This is a genomic window from Streptomyces sp. GQ60 (genome assembly GCF_059758875.1).
This window is the reverse complement of sequence record NZ_JCAXEG010000006.1, coordinates 346,248-367,439: the sequence shown is the minus strand read 5'-3', so window position 1 is coordinate 367,439 and position 21,192 is coordinate 346,248. Positions and strand designations below refer to the sequence as shown.

The 21,192-nt window shown below is 73.2% G+C and carries 17 protein-coding genes and 1 pseudogene; 7 read left to right on the top strand and 11 right to left on the bottom strand.

The window, feature by feature from the left end; genetic code table 11:
- Positions 1-9 precede the first annotated feature (9 nt).
- The 5 genes from AC6CKD_RS18020 to AC6CKD_RS18000 form a co-directional block, all read right to left on the bottom strand.
- Positions 10-681, bottom strand: coding sequence for a hypothetical protein (locus AC6CKD_RS18020; protein WP_498328477.1), 672 nt, complete (start codon positions 679-681; stop codon positions 10-12).
- Complete coding sequence (locus AC6CKD_RS18015; protein WP_498328476.1) at positions 678-2,297, bottom strand: serine/threonine-protein kinase; 1,620 nt, start codon at positions 2,295-2,297, stop codon at positions 678-680. The genes AC6CKD_RS18020 and AC6CKD_RS18015 overlap by 4 nt, the downstream gene beginning before the upstream one ends.
- A 126-nt stretch (positions 2,298-2,423) precedes the next feature.
- Positions 2,424-3,680 (bottom strand): Tm-1-like ATP-binding domain-containing protein, encoded by a 1,257-nt coding sequence (locus AC6CKD_RS18010; RefSeq protein WP_498328475.1) that lies wholly within the window; start codon positions 3,678-3,680, stop codon positions 2,424-2,426.
- A gap of 48 nt (positions 3,681-3,728) precedes the next feature.
- Positions 3,729-4,226, bottom strand: a complete 498-nt coding sequence (locus tag AC6CKD_RS18005; RefSeq protein WP_498328474.1) for an NUDIX hydrolase — start codon at positions 4,224-4,226, stop codon at positions 3,729-3,731.
- A gap of 30 nt (positions 4,227-4,256) precedes the next feature.
- Entirely contained in the window at positions 4,257-5,315 is a 1,059-nt protein-coding gene (locus AC6CKD_RS18000) for a cation diffusion facilitator family transporter (protein ID WP_498328473.1), read from the bottom strand.
- 203 nt (positions 5,316-5,518) lie between these two features.
- Between AC6CKD_RS18000 and AC6CKD_RS17995 the strand changes: the two genes are divergently transcribed.
- Genes AC6CKD_RS17995 through AC6CKD_RS17985 form a run of 3 tightly spaced genes read left to right on the top strand, consistent with a single transcriptional unit; the run spans position 5,519 to position 9,476 of the window.
- Positions 5,519-7,867: an ABC transporter ATP-binding protein/permease gene (locus AC6CKD_RS17995; RefSeq protein ID WP_498328472.1), complete on the top strand. Its 2,349-nt coding sequence runs from the start codon at positions 5,519-5,521 to the stop codon at positions 7,865-7,867.
- A gap of 5 nt (positions 7,868-7,872) precedes the next feature.
- Positions 7,873-8,490 (top strand): hypothetical protein, encoded by a 618-nt coding sequence (locus AC6CKD_RS17990; protein ID WP_498328471.1) that lies wholly within the window; start codon positions 7,873-7,875, stop codon positions 8,488-8,490.
- Positions 8,490-9,476 carry a serine/threonine-protein kinase gene (locus AC6CKD_RS17985; RefSeq protein WP_498328470.1) on the top strand — a complete coding sequence of 329 codons (987 nt, stop codon included), beginning with the start codon at positions 8,490-8,492 and terminating at the stop codon, positions 9,474-9,476. Before AC6CKD_RS17990 ends, AC6CKD_RS17985 begins: the two co-directional genes overlap by 1 nt.
- Here the strand turns inward: AC6CKD_RS17985 and AC6CKD_RS17980 are convergent.
- Together AC6CKD_RS17980 and AC6CKD_RS17975 are read right to left on the bottom strand one after the other, a co-directional pair.
- Positions 9,473-10,582, bottom strand: coding sequence for a DNA alkylation repair protein (locus AC6CKD_RS17980; RefSeq protein ID WP_498328469.1), 1,110 nt, complete (start codon positions 10,580-10,582; stop codon positions 9,473-9,475). The two genes, AC6CKD_RS17985 and AC6CKD_RS17980, sit on opposite strands and share 4 nt — an antisense overlap.
- A gap of 26 nt (positions 10,583-10,608) precedes the next feature.
- A complete protein-coding gene (locus AC6CKD_RS17975; RefSeq protein ID WP_498328468.1) occupies positions 10,609-10,902 on the bottom strand; it encodes a hypothetical protein in 294 nt (97 codons plus the stop codon).
- 103 nt (positions 10,903-11,005) lie between these two features.
- Between AC6CKD_RS17975 and AC6CKD_RS17970 the strand changes: the two genes are divergently transcribed.
- Positions 11,006-11,560 carry an ABATE domain-containing protein gene (locus tag AC6CKD_RS17970; protein ID WP_498328467.1) on the top strand — a complete coding sequence of 185 codons (555 nt, stop codon included), beginning with the start codon at positions 11,006-11,008 and terminating at the stop codon, positions 11,558-11,560.
- 94 nt (positions 11,561-11,654) lie between these two features.
- Here the strand turns inward: AC6CKD_RS17970 and AC6CKD_RS17965 are convergent, their stop codons facing one another.
- Both AC6CKD_RS17965 and AC6CKD_RS17960 read right to left on the bottom strand, forming a co-directional pair.
- Complete coding sequence (locus AC6CKD_RS17965; RefSeq protein WP_498328466.1) at positions 11,655-12,047, bottom strand: hypothetical protein; 393 nt, start codon at positions 12,045-12,047, stop codon at positions 11,655-11,657.
- 124 nt (positions 12,048-12,171) lie between these two features.
- The gene (locus tag AC6CKD_RS17960) at positions 12,172-13,473 is read right to left on the bottom strand and encodes a streptophobe family protein (protein ID WP_498328465.1); all 1,302 of its coding nucleotides are present in this window, start codon (positions 13,471-13,473) and stop codon (positions 12,172-12,174) included.
- Between the two features lie 314 nt (positions 13,474-13,787).
- Between AC6CKD_RS17960 and AC6CKD_RS17955 the strand changes: the two are divergent.
- Positions 13,788-14,990 (top strand): annotated as a pseudogene (locus tag AC6CKD_RS17955) (DUF6777 domain-containing protein); the annotation flags it as partial.
- 388 nt (positions 14,991-15,378) lie between these two features.
- Here AC6CKD_RS17955 and AC6CKD_RS17950 read toward each other — a convergent pair.
- Entirely contained in the window at positions 15,379-16,335 is a 957-nt protein-coding gene (locus AC6CKD_RS17950; protein ID WP_498328464.1) for a C40 family peptidase, read from the bottom strand.
- Between the two features lie 29 nt (positions 16,336-16,364).
- The gene (locus AC6CKD_RS17945; protein ID WP_498328463.1) at positions 16,365-17,726 is read right to left on the bottom strand and encodes an SPFH domain-containing protein; all 1,362 of its coding nucleotides are present in this window, start codon (positions 17,724-17,726) and stop codon (positions 16,365-16,367) included.
- 482 nt (positions 17,727-18,208) lie between these two features.
- Here AC6CKD_RS17945 and AC6CKD_RS17940 point away from each other — a divergent pair, with 482 nt between their 5' ends.
- Positions 18,209-20,401, top strand: coding sequence for a SpoIIE family protein phosphatase (locus AC6CKD_RS17940; protein ID WP_498328610.1), 2,193 nt, complete (start codon positions 18,209-18,211; stop codon positions 20,399-20,401).
- Between the two features lie 331 nt (positions 20,402-20,732).
- A complete protein-coding gene (locus AC6CKD_RS17935; RefSeq protein WP_498328462.1) occupies positions 20,733-21,149 on the top strand; it encodes a VOC family protein in 417 nt (138 codons plus the stop codon).
- The last annotated feature ends 43 nt before the right edge of the window (positions 21,150-21,192 follow it).

The following is a 21,192-nucleotide window of genomic DNA, read 5'->3' as shown; positions in this document are numbered from 1 at the left end:
ACCGGCCCTCTACGGCCGGCAGCGGTACGTGAACTCCGCCGCGGCCGTCCGCCGTGCGGGCGAGACGAGTTCGAGCTCGGCCTTCGCCGGGTAGGTGCCCGCGCCCTGGAAGGTCCACAGCAGGTGGACCCGGGCCTCGGTCCGCCCGCTCGGTACGCGCTCGGTGAGCTGCTCCGACCGCGTGCCGTCACTGCGGAGCCAGCGGTACGTGAGGACCCCCGGCCGGCCGTTGGTCCGTACGACGGCCACCACGTCGGCGGTGCCGTCGCAGCCGGGGCCCTCGGCCTCGGTGGTCACCACCACGTCCCGGACCTCCAGGGCCGGGCCGTAGCGCTGCCAGCCCAGGTAGCAGAGGACCCCGATCAGGATCACGGCGGCCAGGGTGTAGCGCCGCCATTCGCTCCGGCGGCGGCGGGGGGCCGCGCCGGGGAACAGCGGGAACGGCGCGGGCAGCGCGGCCGTCACGCCCGGCCCGAAGCGCAGGACCGACCCCTCGATCCGGTCCGGCACGGCCCCGACCGGTACGTCGAACCGCGCGGTCGGGCCGGTCCGTCCGGCCGCGCCCGTGGGGTCGAGCCGCTCGGTCCGCTCCGGGTCCCGGGCCGGACCGGTGATCCAGTGGCTGCCGAGGACGGTGGCGCTGTAGTCGTCGTCGCCCTGCGGGGCGTGCGGATCGCTCATGCCGGCTTGCACCCCCGGATGTAGATGCTCTGGACGGAACTCTGGTTGGCGGCGGCCGGTTTGGTGGTGGCGCGGACGCTCCAGGAGCAGCCGGCGCCCTGCGTGAAGGTGTGTGTGAGGGTCCGCGTGCCGGGGCTTCCGGCTCCGAACTCGATGCTCTGGCTCCCGTCGGGGACGGTCAGGGCGCCCTTGTCGTCACCGGTGAACCACTCGACGACCAGGGTGTACGGGCCGGCGCCGTCGCTGTCGACGGTGAAGGAGGCCTCGGCGGTACCCGGGGCCGTCTGCCGGAAGGAGGTGACGTTCACCGCGGAGATCTTGACCTTCGGGGTCGCGGTCGGTGTGGGGGTCGGGGACGGCGTCGGCGGCTTGGTCACCGTCCAGGTCGGCTTCGGTGTCGGCGTAGGTGTCGGGGGCGGCGTCGTGTAGCCCGGACTCGGGCCGGCCGACGGTGACGCGGATGCCGACGCGGACGGTGTCGGCACCGGCGTCGGTGAGGCCGACGGGGTCGGTGCGGGCGCCGGGGAGGCCGGGCCCGGCGCCGACGCGCTCGACGTCGCGAACGCGTTCAGTGCCTTCGCGCCGCCCGGCTCCGAGCCCATCGCCTGGTAGCCGAGAACGGTCACCAGGCCGAGCACGAGCGCCGCCCCGGCCGCGAGCAGGCCGCGCCGGCCCGGGGTCCAGGGCGCGGGCGGCGCCGGCAGGACGGTCGTGGCCAGCGCGGTGACGCCCTGCGCCGGGGCGCCCGCGGAGGGGAACAGCAGCGGCAGCAGGGCCGCCAGCGCGGCCAGCTTGCGCTGTCCGCGCTCCTCCCACTGGGGCCCGTACGCCGCCAGGGCCACGGCCTCCAGTTCCGTGACGAACGCGTCGGCGTCCTCGGGCCGTTGTTCGGGAGCCTTCGCCAGTCCCCGCCGGATCAGCGGGCGGACCGGCTCGGGCGCCTCGGTCTCCGGGACCGGGGCCTCGATGTGCTGGACGGCGAGTTCCGCGAAGTTCTGCCCGTCGTAGGGCTTGCGGCCCGTCAGGCATTCGAAGAAGGTCGCCGTCGCCGCGTACACGTCGGCCTCGGGCGAGGCGGGCCGGCCCTGCCACTGCTCCGGGGCCATGTACGCGGGCGTACCGGCCGCCCCGGGCGTGGTGCCCAGGGGGGTGGCGATGCCGAAGTCCACCAGTTTGGAGGTGCCGTCGGCCGCGACCAGGACGTTCGCCGGCTTGTAGTCCCGGTGGACCACACCGGCCCGGTGGGCGTCGGCCAGCCCCAGCAGGGAGCCCTTCAGCAGCACCAGCGCCGCTTCCGGTCCCGTCCGTCCGCACTGCTTGAGCAGGGCGTTCAGCGGGATGCCGTCCACGAGCTCCATGACGATGGCGGCCCCGCCGGGCGCCTCGACGTACTCGTACAGCCCGACCACGTACGGGGACCGCAGGGCGCCGAGCAGCTGGGCCTCCGCCCGGAACTCCCGGACGAAGACCGGGTTTTCGAGCATCCGGTCGTTCAGGTACTTCACCGCGACGGCCGTGCCGGTGCCCTCGTGGACCGCGAGGACCACGCGGCCGCTGGCGCCCGAACCGAGCTCGCGGACCTCCGCGTAACCGGGAACCGACCACACGCCGTTCATGCCTTCCCCCTTGCCGTGGCGTGACCGCGCCCCGGAGCCGCTCCTTCCAGGGGACCGGCCACCACCTGGGACACATTTCCGCCACGGCCGGTTCCCTGTCGGGGACACCGCACCCTCCCCGGCGGGTCAGACCGCCGCGGCCCGCGCCCCGATCATGGAGTGCAGCCGGTCGGCCGCCGCCCGCCCGAAGTCCGGATCGTTGATGTGGGTGTCGTGGTCGTGGATCCGGGCGGCACTGCCCCGCAGGCCGTCGCGCAGCGCCGAGAACAGCGCACGGTCGGCGTCGGGGTCATGGTAGGGCCCGCCGGGGGCGCCGAGCGTGGACAGTCCGCGCAGGGGTATGCAGACGGCGGTGGGGCCGGTGGCCGCACGGAGTTTGGCGGCGACCCGGCGGCCCAGTTCCGCGCACTCGGCCCCGGTCGTACGGACGACCGTGATCGAGGGGTTGTGGACGTGGATCCGCCGGTGCCGGACCCGTTCGGGCAGGTTCTCCAGCGGACCGAACTTCACCATGTCCAGTGCCCCCAGGCTCACCACCTGCGGGATCCCGGCCCGCCCGGCGGCGATGAGCCGGTCGGGCCCGGCGGTCAGGATGCCGCCGCACAGGTCGTCGGCGAGCTCGCTGAGGGTGAGGTCGAGGACGCCGGCGAAGACCCCCTGGCCGGCCAGGGTCTCCAGGGTCCGGCCGCCGGTGCCGCTGACGTGGAAGACCAGTACTTCGTAGCCGAGTCCGGTCAGCCGTTCCCGGGCCGCGTCCACGCCCGTCGTGGTCACGCCCGCCATGCTCGCCGCGATCAGCGGCCGGGACCCCGAGCCCAGCGGGGACGGCCGGTGCGGCTCCGTCGCGGAGCGTGCGAAGGCCTCGGCCATCCCGACGACGGCCGCGACGGCATTGGCCAGGACCGGGGCGGAGACGCTGTTGATACCCGCGATGTCCACGACGCTGTACATCATGGTGATGTCCGCCGATCCGACGTACGGGGCCACGTCCCCGGACGCCATCGAGGAGACCATCACCTTCGGAACGCCGAGCGGCAGGGCGCGCATCGCCCGGGTGGCGATGGAGGTCCCGCCGCTGCCGCCGATCGCGAGGACTCCGTGCAGCCGGCCTTCGGCGTGCAGGCGTAACAGGGTCGCTTCGGCGCCCCGGGCCATCGTGGTGACGGCCGCGCCCCGGTCGGCGGCCGCGCGCAGCTCGGACAGTTCCGTTCCCGCGGCCCGCGCCACCGCTTCGCGCGGTACGTCGGCGGGCACCCGGGGCTCGTTCATGATTCCTGTGTCGACCGTGATCACTTCGACGCCGGCGCGCAGCAGCTTCTCGCGCAACCAGCCGTACTCCACACCCTTGGTGTCCAGGGTTCCCACCAGCACGACGTTCGTCATACGTGCAATGTCCATGCAGGTGGCGTTTGTTGGCAAGTAAAGGTCAGGTCAACACTCGTTCTCCAGAAGCGTCAACAGCCGTTCCAGGAAGGGGATCTGAGACACCACCAGCTTGGTCCTGGCCACCGGGGGTGCGAACCACGCCACCCGGTCCAGCTCGGGGAACTCCTCCGTCCGCCCCGACTTCGGCGGCCACTCCATCGTGAAGGTGCCGGGCACCGCGAGGTCCGGATCCAGGTCCGCCCGTACCGCCCAGACGGTCACCAGCTTCCCGCCGATCATCCGCACCTCGCCCAGCGGCAGGTACGGACCCTCCGGCGGCGGCAGCCCGACCTCCTCCTCGAACTCCCGGCGGGCCGCGTCGCGCGGGATCTCCTCGGGCCCGTACTCGCCCTTCGGAATCGACCAGGCGCCGGCGTCGCGGCGCTCCCAGAACGGGCCGCCCATATGGCCGAGCAGTACCTCGACGGATCGCGCGGCGGGGCCGTCGTCCGTCGTACCGGCCGGCCTGTAGAGGAGGAGCCCGGCGCTGCGCTTCGTGGTCACGGCCCCATCCCTACCCCGTCCGGGTGCCCCTCAGTGGTCGTGCCGACCCTGCCGGTGGACCGGGCCGTGGGCGTCGGTGCAGTGCGTGTCGGCGACCCGGTCCTCGCCGGGGCGGCCGACCGTCAGGAGGGAGTCCTGGGCGTGGTCCACCTGGAGGGTGGTGTGCGTGATCCCGTACTCCTTCGCCAGCAGGGCCTCCAGGTCCCGGCGCACTGCGTGGCAGTCGCCCTCCGGGGCCACCAGGACGTGTGCGGACAGGGCGGCCTGTCCGGAGGTGATGGTCCAGATGTGCAGGTCGTGGACCTCGGTGACCGGGGGCTGCCCGACCAGGCGGTCGCCTACCGTGTCCGGGTCCACGTGGGCCGGGGCGGCCTCCAGCAGGATCCGGCCGGACTCGCGGACCAGCCCGTAGCCCGCCTTGACCATCAGGACGACCACGACGAGCGAGGCGATCGAGTCGGCCTGCCGGAAGCCGGTGGTGAGCACGATCAGACCGGCGACGGCGGTGCCGATGAAGGCGAACAGGTCGTTGAGGATGTGCTGGTAGGCGCCCTCCACGGCCAGGGAGGTGCGGTTCGCCTTCGAGATGCACCAGGCCGCCACGATGTTGACGACGATGCCCGCGAGCGCCGTCACCAGCACCAGCCCGCCCTCCACGGGAGGCGGATCGAGCAGCCGCCGTACGGCTTCGTACGCCAGCCAGACCGCCAGCAGCAGCAGCGTGAGGCCGTTGGCCTGCGCGGAGAGTATCTCCGCGCGCTTGAGGCCGTACGTGAAACCTCCGCGGGCCGGCCGGGCGGCCAGCCGCATCGCGATCAGCGCGAGGACGATCGAGACGGCGTCCGTCAGCATGTGCGCGGCGTCGGAGATCAGGGCCAGTGAGTGCGCCAGGACGCCGATGACCACCTCGATGGCCATGAAGCCCGCGATCAGGCCGAGCGCGATGCCGAGCCAGCGCCGGTCGGCGTCGGCGGCGACCCCGTGGCTGTGGCCCGCGTGACCGTGACCGGGGCCCTCGTGACTGCTGTGACCGCCGTTGCCTTCGTGGACGGTGTCGTGGTCGTGCGGCGCGTGGTCGTGCGCGCTCATGGCGTCCCCCGTGAGTCGTGGTGTGTCGCTTCCGCCTGCATTCCGCTTCCGGCTGCTTCTCCTCGCCGACATGCGTGTCGCCTGAAGTGAAGCGCACCTCGGGGCGATGGGCAAAGGCTGCAACGGGGACCGTTGTCATTACCCATAAGGCCGATCTGACCTGCGGTTATGCCGGGCGCGCCGGATCGTGGGAAAATCGCCCCATGGCCCAGCGCCCCAGTGTGCCGACCGCGCCAGAGCTCCTCCTGGAAACGGACAGGGGCTCCACCGAGATGAGCCCGCGCCGGACGTACCACGTCGGCCGGGACCCCCTCTGCGAGATCTGCCTCGACGACGCCCGCGTCTCCTGGCACCACGCGGTGCTGCGTCCGGACGGCGACCACTGGACGCTGGAGGACGAGGACAGCACCAACGGCACGTGGGTCGACGGCCACCGCGTCCGCGAGTGGGCGGTCGGCGTCGGCAGCGAACTGCGCTTCGGCAGCGCCGCCGACGGCCCGCGCGTGCGCTTCGCCGAACCCGCCGCCGTCCCCGGCCCCGCCTCGGTCTCCCGCCCGGACATGACCAGCACCTTCCGGCGGCCGACCTCGGTCCGCCCGCTGGCCGCCCGGGCCGCCGTCCGCATCGGCCGCGCCCCCGACAACGACCTCGTCATCGACGACCTCGTGGTCTCCCGCCACCACGCCGAACTGCGCACCCGCTCCGACGGCAGGTACGAGATCGCCGACCTCGGCAGCCACAACGGCACCTACCTCAACGGTGCCCGCCTCGCCGGTGCCGCCGCCATCGGCGAGGGCGACATCGTCGGCATCGGCCACTCCGCCTTCTGCCTGGTCGGCGACCAACTGCAGGAGTACGTGGACACCGGCGAGGTCTCCCTCGACGTCCAGAACCTCGGCGTGGCCGTCGACCACGGCCGCAAGACCCTCCTCGAACACGTCTCCTTCCCCGTCGGCGCCACCTCCCTGCTCGCCGTGGTGGGCCCCAGCGGCGCCGGCAAGTCCACCCTGCTCGGCGCACTCACCGGCCTGCGCCCCGCCGACCAGGGCACCGTCCTCTACGACGGCCGCGACCTCTACCGGGACTACGCGGAACTGCGCAGCCGCATCGGCCTCGTCCCGCAGGACGACATCCTGCACGCGCAGCTCACCGTCCGGCGCGCCCTCGCCTACGCCGCCGAGCTGCGCTTCCCCCAGGACACCGCCAAGGCCGAACGCGAGGCCCGCGTCGACGAGGTGATCGGTGAACTCGGCCTCCAGCAGCGCGCCGACCAGCCCATCCACAGCCTCTCCGGCGGCCAGCGCAAACGGGTCTCCGTCGCTCTGGAACTGCTGACCAAGCCCTCCCTGCTCTTCCTGGACGAGCCCACCTCCGGGCTCGACCCGGGCATGGACCGCTCGGTGATGAACATGCTGCGCGGCCTCGCCGACGACGGCCGCACGGTCATCGTCGTCACCCACAGCGTGCTCAACCTGAGCGTCTGCGACCGCCTCCTGGTCCTCGCGCCCGGCGGCCGCGTCGCGTACTACGGGCCGCCCGACGAGGCACTCGGCTTCTTCGGCTTCGACCAGTGGCCCGAGGCCTTCGAAGCCTTCGAGAACGAGCGCGAGCGCGACTGGGCCGGGGAGCACCGGGCCTCGCCGCTGTACCGCCGCTACGTCGAAGTCGCGGACCGGGTCCCGCTCGCGGGGGCCGGCGAACGCGCCGCGGGCGTCCCGCCGAAGCCGCCGCCCAAGGCGCAGAGCTGGGGCTCGCAGCTCTCCACCCTGATCCGCCGGTACGCCGCCGTGCTCAGCGCCGACCGCACCTTCCTGATCATCATGGTCGCGCTGCCGTTCGTCATGGGCGCCATGGCCCGCGCCCTGGCCGGCAGTGAACTCACCGCCGAGACGGCGCTCAACGCCCTCTTCATCCTGTGCGTGGGCGGAGTCCTGACCGGAGCCGCCAACGCCGTCCGCGAACTGGTCAAGGAACGCGTCATCTACCAGCGCGAACGCGCCGTGGGGCTCTCCCGGTCCGCCTACCTGATGTCCAAGGTGGTCGTCCTCGGCGCCGTCACCGTCGCCCAGGCGGTGGTCCTCACCCTGGTCGGCCTCGCCGGCGTCAAGACCAACGCTCCGGGCGGCAAGGGCCTCTTCATGCCACCACTGATCGAGATCACCCTCGTCGTCGCCCTGCTGTCCGTCACCGCCATGGTGCTCGGACTGCTGATCTCCGCCCTGGTGTCCAAGGAAGAGGTCACCATGCCGCTGCTGGTCCTGCTCACCATCGTGCAGGTCGTCTTCTGCGGCTCCCTGTTGAAGCTCACCGGGGTCGCCGTCATCGAACAGTTCGCCTGGTTCGTGCCGGCCCGCTGGGCCATGGGCGCGATGTCGGCCACCATCGACCTCGGCGCCATCGTGCCCGGCAAGATCACCCAGGATCCGCTGTTCGATCACAAGCCCCGCCTGTGGCTCCTGGAGGTGGGGATGCTGGCCGCCCTGTCCGTGCTGTTCGGCGTGCTGACGGGCCGGGTGCTGCGGCGCCACGAGCCGGCCATCATGCGGAAGTAGCCGCGATGACCAGCCCCGGCCAAGCCGCGGACTTCCGGCCCACCCACATCGTCCCGCAGGACGGCCTGCCCGCGTGGGAGACCCCGGACCTGTCCCGCCCGACGGTGCCGCTCGACGCCTTCCTCCCGGTACGGCTGCTGTCCCGCCGCGGGGAATGGGGGGAGATCCTGTGTGCCAACGGGTGGTCCGCCTGGGTGGACGGACGCCTGCTGCTCGCCGTGCCGCAGCCCCCGCCGACCGGCGGGCGCCCGCTGAGCCGTGTCGAGGACCCGCAGCCGCTGCTGACCCGCTGCGCCGAGGAGCTGGAGCGCTACCGGCGGGCCGTCACCGATCTCGCGGCCGGGCGGATCGATCCCGAATCGTTCCGGCGGTCCCTGCGGGGACTGCGCGTCGGAGTCGTCGTCGACGGGGAGTCGGTGTGGCTCTACGACGAGACGGCGGGACGGTGGATGTACGGGGACGGGAGCCGGCTGGCCACCTACGCGGTCGTCGCGGGACCCGGTGCCCCGCCCGCGCGGCAGACGCCGCCGGAGGAAGCCGACACCGAGGGCGGTGGCGACGTACGAGCTGTTCCGCACGAGCCCACGAAGATCGTGGAGCTGCCCGGGCCGGAGGCGGGCTGATGGGCTCCGATCCGGGTGCGGAGCCGTTCCGCGGACGGGCATCCGACCTGCGGGGGCGGCGGATCGCCGGGTACGTGGTGGAGGCCGAGATCGGGCGCGGCGGGATGGCGGTGGTCTACCGCGCGCACGACGTGCGGCTGGACCGGACGGTCGCGTTGAAACTGCTCGCGCCCGAACTCGCGCGCAACGACGTCTTCCGGCAGCGGTTCGCACACGAGTCGAAGGTGGCGGCGGCCATCGACCACCCGCACATCGTGCCCGTCTTCGAGGCGGGGGAGACCGAGGGGCTGCTGTACATCGCCATGCGGTACGTGGCCGGCCAGGACCTGCGGGCCATGCTGGACCGCACGGGCCCGCTGCCCGTGGACGCGGCGGCCCGGATCGCCGGCCAGGTCGCCTCGGCGCTGGACGCGGCGCACGCCCACGACCTGGTGCACCGGGACGTGAAACCCGGCAACATCCTGGTCGCCGGGGGCACGGACAGCGAACACCCGGAGCACGTCTACCTGACGGACTTCGGGCTGACGAAGAAATCGCTGTCCCTGACCGGGTTCACGAGCGTCGGGCAGTTCGTCGGAACCCTGGACTACGTGGCGCCCGAGCAGATCGCCGGGAAACCGGTCGACGGACGGTGCGACGTCTACAGCCTGGGCTGCGTGGTCTACGAAACCCTGGCCGGCGGCCCGCCCTTCCAGCGCGACGACGACATGGCGCTGCTCTGGGCCCACCAGTACGATCCGCCGCCCGCGGTGTCCTCGCGACGGGAGGGCCTGCCCCCCGGGGTGGACGCGGTACTGGCGCGAGCCCTCGCGAAGGCGCCGGAGGACCGCTGGGGGAGCTGCCTGGAGTTCACCGGGGCGCTGCGGCGCGCGGGTGCGGGGGAGGGCGTGAGCCCCGGCGTGGCGGCGTTCGTCCGGCCGCCCGCCCGAGCGGCCTCCGACGGGCCGCCGCCACCACCGCCCAGGTGGGCGCTGCCGGTGTTCTAAGGGGATGCGAGGCGGTCGTCTCGGCAGTGCAGCGTGAACGAGGCTTCCCCGTGGGGTCGGCCGTTGACCTGGAGCCGCACCAGATGGACACCCGGGTGGTAGCGCCGCGTGCTGATCGGCTTGAAGGAGTGTCTGCGCGTCGCGCGCCACGTCTCGCCGGGAGCCAGGGACCGCGTGGCGAGTTTGAAGACCTTGGGGGTTCGGGTTCCGTTCGCCTTCATGTGGAGGACGACGTAGTCGATGACGAGGTGGGCGGTCCGGTCGTGCGTGTTGGTCACCGAGTAGTCGAACAGCAGATAGTCGCCGACCCGGATTTCCGCGGCGTGGACGTGCGGGCCCTCGACGGCGACGGGACTGTCCGGGGAGTGGCCGAGCAGCGTAAGGGCATCGGCGTGGCCGGACTTGATCAGGGTGCGCAGGCCGTGCCGCACCAACCGGGTCGTCGTCGGTGCCGGGTCGCTCAGCCAGCGCGCCGCGACACCAACGGCGATGTCGGGGTGGTCACGGCTGATGTCGTTGAGGTGGTTGGCCACTGATCTGCGGACGTACTCGGAGTCATCCCGGTACAGCGCGTCGAGCAGGGGCAGCGCGGGTGCCGGATCCGCGATCAGCTCCGGCAGTTGCGGCGCCCAGGGCAGTCTGGGCCGCGTGCCCTCACTGGCGAGTCGGCGGACGTGGAGGTCGGGATGCGCGGTCCACGGCGTCATGACGTGGAGCGCGCGTTCCAGGTCGGCCCGGAGGAAGGGCCGGACGGCGGTCTCCGCGGTCAGGCGCGGGGTGAGCTCTGCCAGCAGGGCGAGCGCCGGTTCGAAGGCCTCCGAACCCCGTACGGCGACGGCCTCGGTGACAGGGAAGATCATCCATCCGGTGAAATCACTGTCCGTCAGTGCGGCGCGCAACACGTTCGCGAAGGCCGGGTAGTCCGCCGGAAGATCGGCCAGGACGGCATTTCTGATCAGGGCGACACGCTCGGTGAAGCTCAGCCCGTCCAGGACGGCGCCGCACCCCCGGGTCTCATGCGCCGTGATCCCGTCACCGGCTCGCTTAAGACATCGGGCGAGGTCGGCGACGGTGTCCGCGCCGAGTAGTTCGTCTGCCGAGGGCACGGCGTCATTCTCCTTGTTCTCGGGGGCTACGCGGTGTGCAGTACCTGAGCGTGCCGCATCTCGTGCACCGTGCCGATTCGGCTGAAGAAGCCCTGTGCGCGGGGGTGGGCCGGCATTTCCTTGGCCGCGCGCTCGGCGACGGCGGCGGACGACCAGATGATGAAGTCCAGAACGGTGCCGTCGTCGAACTGGGCGAGGTGGGCGCCCTGAAAGCCGTCGCCGTAGAGCTCCTTGAGCAGTTCCACGAGCTGCTTTCGGTGGGCGGTGAGGGAGGCGGGGTCGTCGGTGTCGAACCTGACGTACTCGATGGTTGCACTCATGGCATCACCCTTCGTCGACCACGTGACTCACGGATTTTGCTGATCGAATCCGTGAGCTGAAGCTATCACGGGTTTGCTGACCTGAATCCAGTAGATTGAGGGCATGACCATCCGGGACCTGCAGGAAATGCCGTGGATCGGCGAGGACCCGGTCCTCGATCTGGCCAACACCGTCGTCGTCGGCGCAGGCCAGGGGCGCGGCGACGTCGACTTCCTCGCCGACCGGGAACTCACCAGTCGATGGCGCGCCCGCGCCGCCGACCGCGGATTGGCCGCCCTGTCCGTGAAGGAGCTGGAGCAGCTGCGCGGGTTGGTCCGCGACGCGCTGGACGCGACAGCCGCACAGCGGCCGCTCACCGACAGCCTGCGGACCCGCCTGAACGACCTCGCCTCGTCCGCCCCCGTCGTCTTCCGGATGACCGGCGACGGCACGCTCGCACAGCAGGAGCAGGGTGGCGGCGCAGACGCCGTCGTCGCCCGCGAGACGCTCGTCCTGGCCGCGGGTCCAGACCGTCAGCGGGTGCGGCGCTGCCCCGCCCCCAGCTGCGGCATGTTCTTCCTGGCACGGCGCCGTGACCAGGCATGGTGTTCCCTCGGCTGCGGCAACCGGGCGAGGTCCACCCGGCGCCAGCCGGGAGAAACGGCAACCCGCGGCTGAGGGGATGAGGGAACCCAGCGACAGGTTGTGACGGTGCGGACGGCTGCCGCGCCTCGACACCGCTTGCCGCAATACCCGGCCCGTCCGGTTCTGGTTACTGGTTCTCGTTGTCGGCAGCGGGCGTGCACACCACGTGGGCCGTGACCTCGGCGTGTGCGGCCGAGGCGTACCAGCCCTTGCGGCCCTCCGCGTCGACGACGGGGTGGGAGGCCAGGACGGTGTGCCGGAGCGTGCCGTCGCGCCCGTGGTCCCAGCGGGTGGTCGAGTACCCGCCGGACTGCACGGCCGTGCCGCGCGGGCAGAACACCCTGCTGACGGACACCGCTTGGGCCGAGCCGTCCTTGCGTCCCGTGTCGCCGGAGAGGTGGCGGCCTCCGGGGCCGGTCGCCTGGGTCGGGAGGGCCGTGGAGAGGGTCAGGGCGAGCGCGGAGAGGGCCAGCAGGCCAGCGGCGTGGAGCGGCCGGAACAGGCCTTTGGTCATGTTCACGGAGACGAGCGTGTCATGCGGAAACGATCCCCCGATGAGACGATGTGCGACTGTTCACTCGAACGGCGCAACAGGCGGCCGGGTCGGGCGGCGGGGCCGGGCGGCGGGGTCAGCGGCGGCGGGGTCAGTGCGCGGAGGGACCGGCGGAGTCCACGGGGGCCGGGCGGCCGGGTTCGTTGCGGCGGCGGGGGAGCAGGGCGCCGAGGAAGCCCGCCGCCGCGCCCGCGAGGAAGGCGAGGCCGACCGTGCGCCAGAGCAGCGGGCGCAGCTCCACCTCGCCGCCGAGGTCGTCCACGTCTCCGATGCCCAGCAGGGAGAGGCCGAACTGGGCCTGGATCCGGGCCAGCAGGCAGACCACCAGGGTGGCCAGCGCCAGGGCGACGGCCAGGTGGAGGGCGTGCTGCCAGGGGCGGACGTGCGCGGGCGAGCGGGCGGCGGCCAGCGCGCCGGCGCCGAGCAGCAGGACGACGGCCAGTACGACCAGCCACCAGGCCCGGGAGTCCCGCTCCGCGAGCGAGGCCACGTCGATGGTGGACAGGTCCGGCGCGCTTCCGGAGCGCCGGCCCGTGGCGCGCAGCACCTCGTCCAGGACCTGCGGTACGGGCAGCCCGAACGGCCCCTCGGCCTTGCCCTCCCAGGCCCCGCCGAAGCCGAGCGTGAGGGCGGGCCAGACCAGGTTGGGCAGGCCCAGCAGGATCACCGCCAGGGTGCGGTCGGCATGCCCCTGGGTGCCCGCCACCACCAGGCCGACGCCGATCCCGACGACGACGTACGCGAGGAGCAGTGCGACCACGGCGAACGCCGCCGGCCGCACCGCCGCGTGGAAGCGGACCAGCCCGGCCGGGAGCGGCGCGCGCCGGGACACCAGCAGGGCGATCACCAACAGGCCCAGGATCCAGAGCAGTCCGAAGCCGAGGGTGGCGGGGATCGCGGCCTCGAAGCCCACCGTCGGGTCGGCGTCGAGTACGTCGCTGATGTCGCCGAGGATCGAATCGCCGGTGGAGATCGCGAAGTTGTGGCGGGCCAGCAGGGCGATGCCGGTCAGCGCAACCAGCCAGAGGAGCACCAAGGGGGCGGCGCGGGCGAGCAGTTCGCGCGTGCCCGCCACGGCCCGGTTGTGCAGCGGGCGCAGGAAGAGCCAGCCGGTGGTCAGCGCTCCGGCCAGGCTGACGGAGAGGGGGAGCACGGACAGGCTCGCGTCGGCCCCCGCCAGGAGGCCGGCCCCGCCCGTCACCTCGACCGCGCCGCCCGTGGCCATCAGTACGACGGCGGCCACCACGTGCGGGAACGCGCCGTCGGGCAGATCGCCGGCGCCGGCGAGGGCGAGCCCCGCGGAGGCGACGACCGCCATGACCGCGAAGCCTGCCAGGACCGCGACGAGGGCGTCGCGCCAGGCTCCCGCTGCCGGTGCCGTTGTAGGGCTCACCCTGCCACCGTAGGCAGCTCCGCTTGCGGCCACCACCCGGACGGCGCACACAATGGTCGCCAGGAGTGCATGAAATCCGGAGATTTCCGCTGATGATCCGCGGAAGTTCCATAACGGAACGTCCACGGAGCACCGTCCGAAGGGTCCGCAGCGGAACGTCCACAGGGGACCGGAACCCCTCCGCCTGGGAAGAAGAGCCCGTGACCACTCAACCCTCCGGCCAGCAGCCGCCGTGGCCGTCACAGCCGTCGCAGCCGCCCTCGCAGCCGCCGTCGTCCTCGTCCGGGCGCCCCACGGGTCCGCCCTCCGGGCCCCTGTCAGGGGGCCGGGAAGGCCCCCCGCCACCCCCGCCGCCGGCCCCTCCCGGAGGCTCCGGGAGCGGGGTGCCCCCCGGGCCGCCCGAGCCCCCGCGCAAAGCCTGGTGGCGCTCCGTTCCCCGGCTCGCCACCACGATCGTCGCCCTCGCCGCCGCCGTGACCCTGGCCGTCGTACTGACCAGGCCGACCGGCGGCGGGGGCACCACCACCTCCGCCGGCAACGAGGTCTTCCTGCAGCCCGCGGCGGCGTCCGGGCCCGACCCGTTCACCGAGTCCACCGCCGCCAAGGAGGCAACGGCCCCGCCGGAGAGCCCGCCGCCCCCGACGACGGGGACGAAGCCCGAGTCGAAGGCTCCGTCGCCCACGGGAACCACGGCCACCCGCAGCGTCAGCGGCGCCTCGCCCGAGCTGTACGGGGGCACGAAGAACGTGGCCAGCTGCGACGTCGAGAAGCAGATCCGGGTGCTCTCGGCGCAGCCCGCCAAGAACGCCGCCTTCGCCTCCTCGCTCGGCATCCAGCCGACGGCCGTGCCGACGTACCTGCGCTCCCTCACCCCGGTGCAGCTCCGGGTGGACACCCGGGTCACCAACCACGGATACCGGGACGGCGGCCCCACCAGCTACCAGGCCGTGCTCCAGACCGGCACCGCGGTGCTCGTGGACGACCGCGGGGTGCCGCGGGTCCGCTGCGCCTGCGGGAACCCGCTCGGGCCGCCGGTGGCACTGAAGGCCAACCCGAAGCGGTTCGGGCAGCCCTGGACCTCGTACCAGCCCTCGCGGGTGGTGGTCATCGCGCCGTCCGTGACCATCGTGAACAAGTTCGTGATCTACGACTACCGCGACAGCCGCTGGTACGAGCGCGACCGGGGCGACCACCGCGACCGGCACGACAGGCCGATCCCGCCGCCGGTGATCCCGACCCCGATCTTCACCACCCCGCCGCCGTCGCCGACGTTCACCGCGCCGACCCCGACGGGCACGTCGCCGTCCCCCACGGGCACTTCCCCGTCGCCGACCTCGCCGTCCCCGTCGGTGTCGCCTTCTGAGTCGCCGTCCGAGTCCCCGTCGAAGTCGCCGTCCGAGTCGCCTTCGGAGTCTCCGTCGGAGTCGCCTTCGGAGTCGCCTTCGGAGTCCGTGTCGGCGTCGGTGACGGAGTCAGAGTCCCCGTCTGAGTCAGAGTCCCCCTCGAAGTCGGCGTCAGAGTCGGCGTCGCCGTCCGCGTCGCCCTCGAAGAGCGCGGTGGTGCCGTCGCCCGTGCGACCCTCGGTGGAACCGCAGTCTCCGGCCCCGGCTGAGCCGCCGAAGCCTTCGCCGCCGCCGCTGACCTCGGTGCGGCCCGACCTCCCGCCGCCGCCCCCGCCGCCTCCGCCGCCCCCTTCGACCAGGACGCCGGTCCCGGCCACCTCGCTGATCGCGCCCCCGCCGCCGCCCTCCCCGATCGGGCCCGGAGCGGGTACCGACCAGGGTTCGGATGGTGGTCCGGCCGGTGACGGCGGTAGCCAATAGGGTCCAGCCCGGAACAGCAGACTTCCCCGAGGGCCGCCGGCCCTCGGGGAAGTCTGGTACCGCCGTCGCGTGGGGGCGGCTGCTAGAGGACGCGCCCGTACATGTTCGGGTTGTACGAGCTGAAGCTGGAGACGCGTACCTGCTTGCCCGGGCGGGGGGCCTCGATGTACTTGCCGTCGCCGAGGTGGACGGCGACGTGGTGGATGCCCGAGGCGCTGCCGTTCGAGGTCCAGAACACCAGGTCTCCGCGGCGCAGTTCGGAGCGGGAGATCGGGGTGGTGGCCCGGTACTGGTCGGAGGCCACGCGGGGGAGGGTGATGCCCGCCGAGCGATAGGCGGCCTGGACCAGGCCCGAGCAGTCCCAGCCGCGGGGGCCGTTGCCGCCCCAGACGTACGGGTCGCCGAGGTGGCTGTTGGCGAAGGAGATGGCGGCCTCCGTGCCCTGGCGGATGGGGCTGCCGGAGGAGCCCCCGGAGCCCGAGGAACCGGACGAACCGGAGGAGCCGGACGGGCCGGACGGGCCGGAGGAGGATCCGGCGCCGGAGCCGCCGGCGAAGCGCTCGTACTTGGCCTTGTGCTGGGTCCAGCGCCACCAGCCGGTGCCGTCCTTGTACCAGTACACGCGGTCCGTCGCGTCCCAGCCCGCGCGGCCGCGGAAGGTCGGCTCGGAGGTGCGTACGGAGGAGGAAGGAGAAGCGGAGGAAGCGGAGGAGGAGGCAGTTGAGGAGGCGCCGGCAGAGGAACCACCGCTGTTTGCCACGTACTTGCTGTAGTGCTGGGTCCAGCGCCACCAGCCGGTCGCGTCCTTGTACCAGTACTTCGAGCCGTCCCAGCCGGCGTGCGCCGGCGCCGGCTCGGCGGACGCCGTGCCCACTCCGGCGCCCATCAGCAGCGTGGCGCCGACGGCCGCGACCACGGCGCCGCGCAGGGTGCAGCGACGGCGGCGGGCCGCGGCGGCCGTCACGGCCGTCGTGCCGCGCGCGCAGCCGGTGCAGTCACAGCTGTCGGGTATTTCTTCGGTGAACTCGGGCGTGCGCATGCATGGTTCCTTATCCATCGGGGGTGTTTTCAACGGGCGTCGGCGGCAGGGCCGCGCGCCGTGTAGAAGGCCACGGTCAAGTCCTTGACCAGGGCCTTGCGTTCGTAGTCGTCCAGGCTCACGAGCCCGCGGTCCGACATCCGGTGAACGGTGTCGTCGACGGCGTCGAGCACGGAGGTGAGGACGGAGTCCCGGTGCCGGGCGTCGATCGAGGCGACCCGGCGGCGCTGCATCGCTGCGGCGACCTCGGGGGCGTACTCGACGTGCAGCGGGCGGGCGGAGAAGACTTCGACGCCGACGGCCTTGCACTCGGCGGCGAGGAGCCGGGTCAGTTCGTCGCCGACGGCCTCGGTGTCGCGCAGGGTCTCCGGTTCGGCCGGCTCCGGGCCGAAGGAGTCGGCGGGCACCCGGGAGAGCACCCGGGCGGTCGCGGACTCCACCTGCCCGCGCAGGTACGCGGTGTGGTCGTCGACCGCCAGCAGCGCGCGGGCGGTGTCCCTGACCCGCCATACGACGAGGACGACGGACCGCAGGGCGGTGCCCTCGGAGTCGACGACGCGGAGCGGCTCGCTGCGCCAGTGCCGCAGTCGTACGTCGACGCGGGTGTGCCGGGGCAGCGGATTCGACCAGATGAGGCCGGTACGCCTGATCGTGCCCCGGTAGCGGCCGAAGAGGGTCAGCGACCAGGCCTGGCCGGCGCGGCCGCGCCTCAGTCCGCACAGCGCGAGGAGCGTGAGGAGCGCGCAGCACACGACGACGGCCAGGGGCCAGGCCCCGGCGGGGGAGGCGGAGGGGCGGAGCTCCCCGAACCGCGTCAAGACGGCGGCGCCGGCCGTGGCCAGCGTGGCGGTGAGCAGGGCCCACCAGCCGGAACAGGCCCGCGCGGGGTGTTCGGTGAGCTCGGGGTCGAGAACGGCGGGAAGGGTCCGCGGGGTGGCCGACGCCGCCGTCGCCGGTCGGGCGGGCCGGGGTATCGCCGCATGCACGGCGGCCTGCCGGAGGGTCTCGGGCTCGGCGGGTCCGCGGCGTCCGCGGAGGCGGTCCGGGCCGCTGGCGGTCGCGGCGGGGGCGCCCGCCGGTTCCTCGTCACGGAAGAGCGGACCGAGGACGAGCGGATCCCGGTACGGCCGCACGATCAGACGCCCGCGCCCCGTACGGGCCCCGAGGGCACCATCGCCACCGGAGCCGGAGGTCGAGCCGTGGTCCGAGCCGTGGTCCGGGCCGACATCGGAGCCGATTCGCGTGCCGGAGGCCGAGGCCGATATCGAGGCCGACGCCGAGATGTCGGCAGAGCTCGCGGAGTGGGCCGGGGTGTCGTCCAGAGGGGTGGGGTCGGTGAGGGGCGCGGATATTCGGACCGGGGTGCGTGCCCCGTCCTCCGCCCTTTCCACTCCTCCGTCCTGCCCTCCGTCCTGCCCCCCTTCCACCCCTCCGTCCGCTGCTCCGGCCGGTTCTCCGGTCGTCTTCGGCGCTTGCGACAAGCCACACCCCACACAGCCGTGGGCGTCAAAGACCCCGTGCCGGGGGGTTCCTGACGCCAGCAAAGATGATCATGCATGGATCGATCTTCGCGAAATCGTACAAGTCGCCTATTCAGCGAAAGTCACGACAGGCCGGGACTTTGGTCCCTTTTCGTCCCGGAATTCGGCACTCTGGAGGCCCGCTAGCGCATGCGGAGCGCAGGGTCCGGCCGACACGCCGCATCCGGCCTGCGCGTACCGCGAACCGGCGCCCCTCCCGCCCGGCGCCGGCAAGCTTCCGCAGACCGGCGCGGACCGTCGAAGAGTGAGACCCTGAAGGCGTGGCCGAAAGGGGAGTGACCCCCCAGGTCGAGTGGCCTGCCCGGACGGACACGAGCCTCGCGCTCAACCGCATGGGCACCTTCGACTGGGACCTCGACAGCGGGCAGATGTTTCTCGACACCACCGCCCTCGAGGTCCTCGACCTGCGCCCCGAGGAGTTCACGGGTACGCCCGCCGGACTGCGCGTCCGCCTCGCTCCCGGCGAGGAGGCCCGGCTCGACGCGCGGGTCGCACAGGCGCTGAAGGCCGGCCGGAGCCACTACGGCGCCTACGTGCGCAGCCGCGGCCGGGACGGCGCCCCGGGCTGGACCCATCTCCAGGGCCACATCCTGCGGGACCCGCACGGGCGTCCGTACCGGATCATCGGGATCGTCCGCGACGCCGCCCACGACCCGGGCGAGCCCGGCGCGGCCGGGGAGCGCGACGAGGGCCGGCGCCGCATGACCGGGGTCGTCGAGCGGACCACGGCGATCCTGGCGCACGCCCGCACGGTCAACGACGTCACCGACGTCCTCAAGGACCCCGAGGCGCTCGGCCACCTCGGCGCGGTCAGCGTCATGCTCGGCGTGGTCGACGGCGGCCGGATCCACCTCGTCGCGGAGGGGCGGCTGGGCGCGTACGTACCGGAGACCGAGTACACGCGGATCGACGCGCCCCTGCCGTTGAGCGAGGCGGTACGGACGCTGCGGCCGGTGTACCTGGGCTCCCGCGAGGAGTTCCAGCAGCGTTACCCGGACCTCTGGCCGTACGTCGAGCCGCTGGCCGTCCGCAGCGGGGTCTACCTGCCGCTGATCGCCCAGGGCCGGCCCGTCGGCGCGCTCGGACTGCTCTACGCGCGGGACGGCGACTTCAACGCCGAGGAGCGCAACGTGCTGATGGCCCTCGGCAGCGGCATCGCGCAGAGCCTCCAACGGGCCATGCTCTTCGAGCAGGAGCACGACCTCGCCGAGGGCCTCCAGAAGGCCATGCTGCCGCGCCGGATCCCGGAGGTGGCGGGTGCGCTGATCGCCGTGCGGTACCGCGCCGCCCGGATGGGGCGGGACATCGGCGGCGACTGGTACGACGTGGTCCCGCTCGGCGAGGGACGGGTCGGCGTGATGATCGGCGACGTGGAGGGCCACGACACGGACGCCGCCGCCGTCATGGGCCAGCTGCGCATCGCGCTGCGCGCGTACATCGCCGAGGGTCACACTCCCGGCTCGGCCATGGCGCGGGCCTCCGCCTTCCTCCGGGACCTGGAAACGGAACGCTTCGCCACCTGCGCGTACGCCGAGATCGACCTCACCACCGGCATGGCCCAGCTGGTCCGCGCCGGGCACATCGACCCCATCGTGCGGCGCGGCGACGGCAGTTGCCACCGCGTGCAGGTGGCGGGCGGGCTGCCGCTGGGCCTGCCGGCGCGCGAGCCGGGTGCGCCCGGTGCGGATGCCTCCGGTGGCCCGGGTGCTCACGGCACCGATGCTTTCGGCCCCGGTACTCCCCGCCCCGGTACTCCCCGCCCCGGTACTTCCGGCTCCGGTACGTCCGGGTCCGGTACGTCCGGGTCCGGTACGTCCGGCTCCGCCGGTACGGGATACCCCGTCACCAGCCTCGAACTGCACCCCGGGGACACCCTGCTGCTGTGCACGGACGGTCTGACGGAACGGCCCGGCGCGGATCCCGACACGGGTGTGCGCGAGCTCATGGACGCGGTCCGGGACGGGCCGGCGGACGTGGAGGAACTCGCCGACGTCCTGTGCGACCTGGTCGGGGACTCGGGCGGCGGGGACGACATGGCCCTGCTCCTGCTGCGCCGGCGCGGCACCCCGCTCGCGCGCGGCGGCGGCCCGCTGCGCCACCGGCTCACCCCCGGGGACCCGGACGCCCCGGCGATGGCCCGGCACCTGATCCGTGCGGCCGCCGCGGCGTGGGGTGCGTGGGACCAGGCCGACGAGATCGAGCTGGCGGCGGACGAGCTGATGACCAACGCGCTGGTCCACACGGACGGCGTCGGCGGCGTCAGCATGCGGCTGACCCCGGAGGGCCGTATCCGGATCGAGGTGGAGGACACCAGCAGCGCCCTGCCGCGGCGCCGGGAGGCCGACGACTGGGCGGTGTCGGGGCGCGGCCTGATGCTGGTGGACCGGCTCGCGGATGCCTGGGGCGTGGAGCCGCGGGGCGGCGGCAAGTGCGTGTGGTGCGAGTTCGCCGTTCCGGCGCCCTCCCCCTCGGCGCCGGCCCTCGCGGCCCCCGCCTTCCCGTCCGGGGAGCCCGGCGAGGCGTAGGCGCGGGCCCGCCCGGGGCGGGTGGCGGGGCGGGAGCCGGAAGGGGTTTCGCGGGCTACTCGGCGGTGTGCGGACCTCGCGCACGCTTGGCCGTCTGCAACGCCGTCAGCCCGCGCACGAAGCCCTGCGGCCGCGCCTGCCGGCGGAGTTCGCCGGGCCACCGGCAAAGTCGTCACCGTCGGCGCCCCCCGCTCACCGTCACCGTGATCGGCGCCGACGCCTTCGCGGCGGGCGACCGGCTGTCCGTACCGCCGGCCGGCAGTCGGCAGCCGGTGAAGCCGGTCAGGAACGGAGAAGCACCGGGCGCCCGCCCGCCCGTAGCGTGAAACCCATGGACATCAACCTTTCCCAGTGCTTCATCGCCGTCGACGACCACGACACGGCGATCCCCTTCTACCGGGACGTACTCGGCCTGGAGGTCCGCAATGACGTCGGGTTCGAGGGGATGCGCTGGGTGACCCTCGGGTCGCCCGCGCAGCCGGACGTGGACATCGTCCTCGAACCGCCCGTCGCGAACCCGAACGCATCGTCCGCCGACCGGGAGGCCATGGCGGAACTGCTGGCCAAGGGCCTGCTGCGCGGTGTCATCTTCAGCACCGACGACTGCGACGCCACCTTCGAGCGCATCCGGGCCGCCGGCGGTGAGGTGCTCCAGGAGCCGATCGACCAGCCGTACGGAGTCCGGGACTGCGCCTTCCGCGACCCGGCCGGCAACATGCTCCGGTTCCACCAGCCCCGAACGCGCTGAGATCCACCGCCGCTCTTACCTGGCGCCGCTCCCGGATGACACC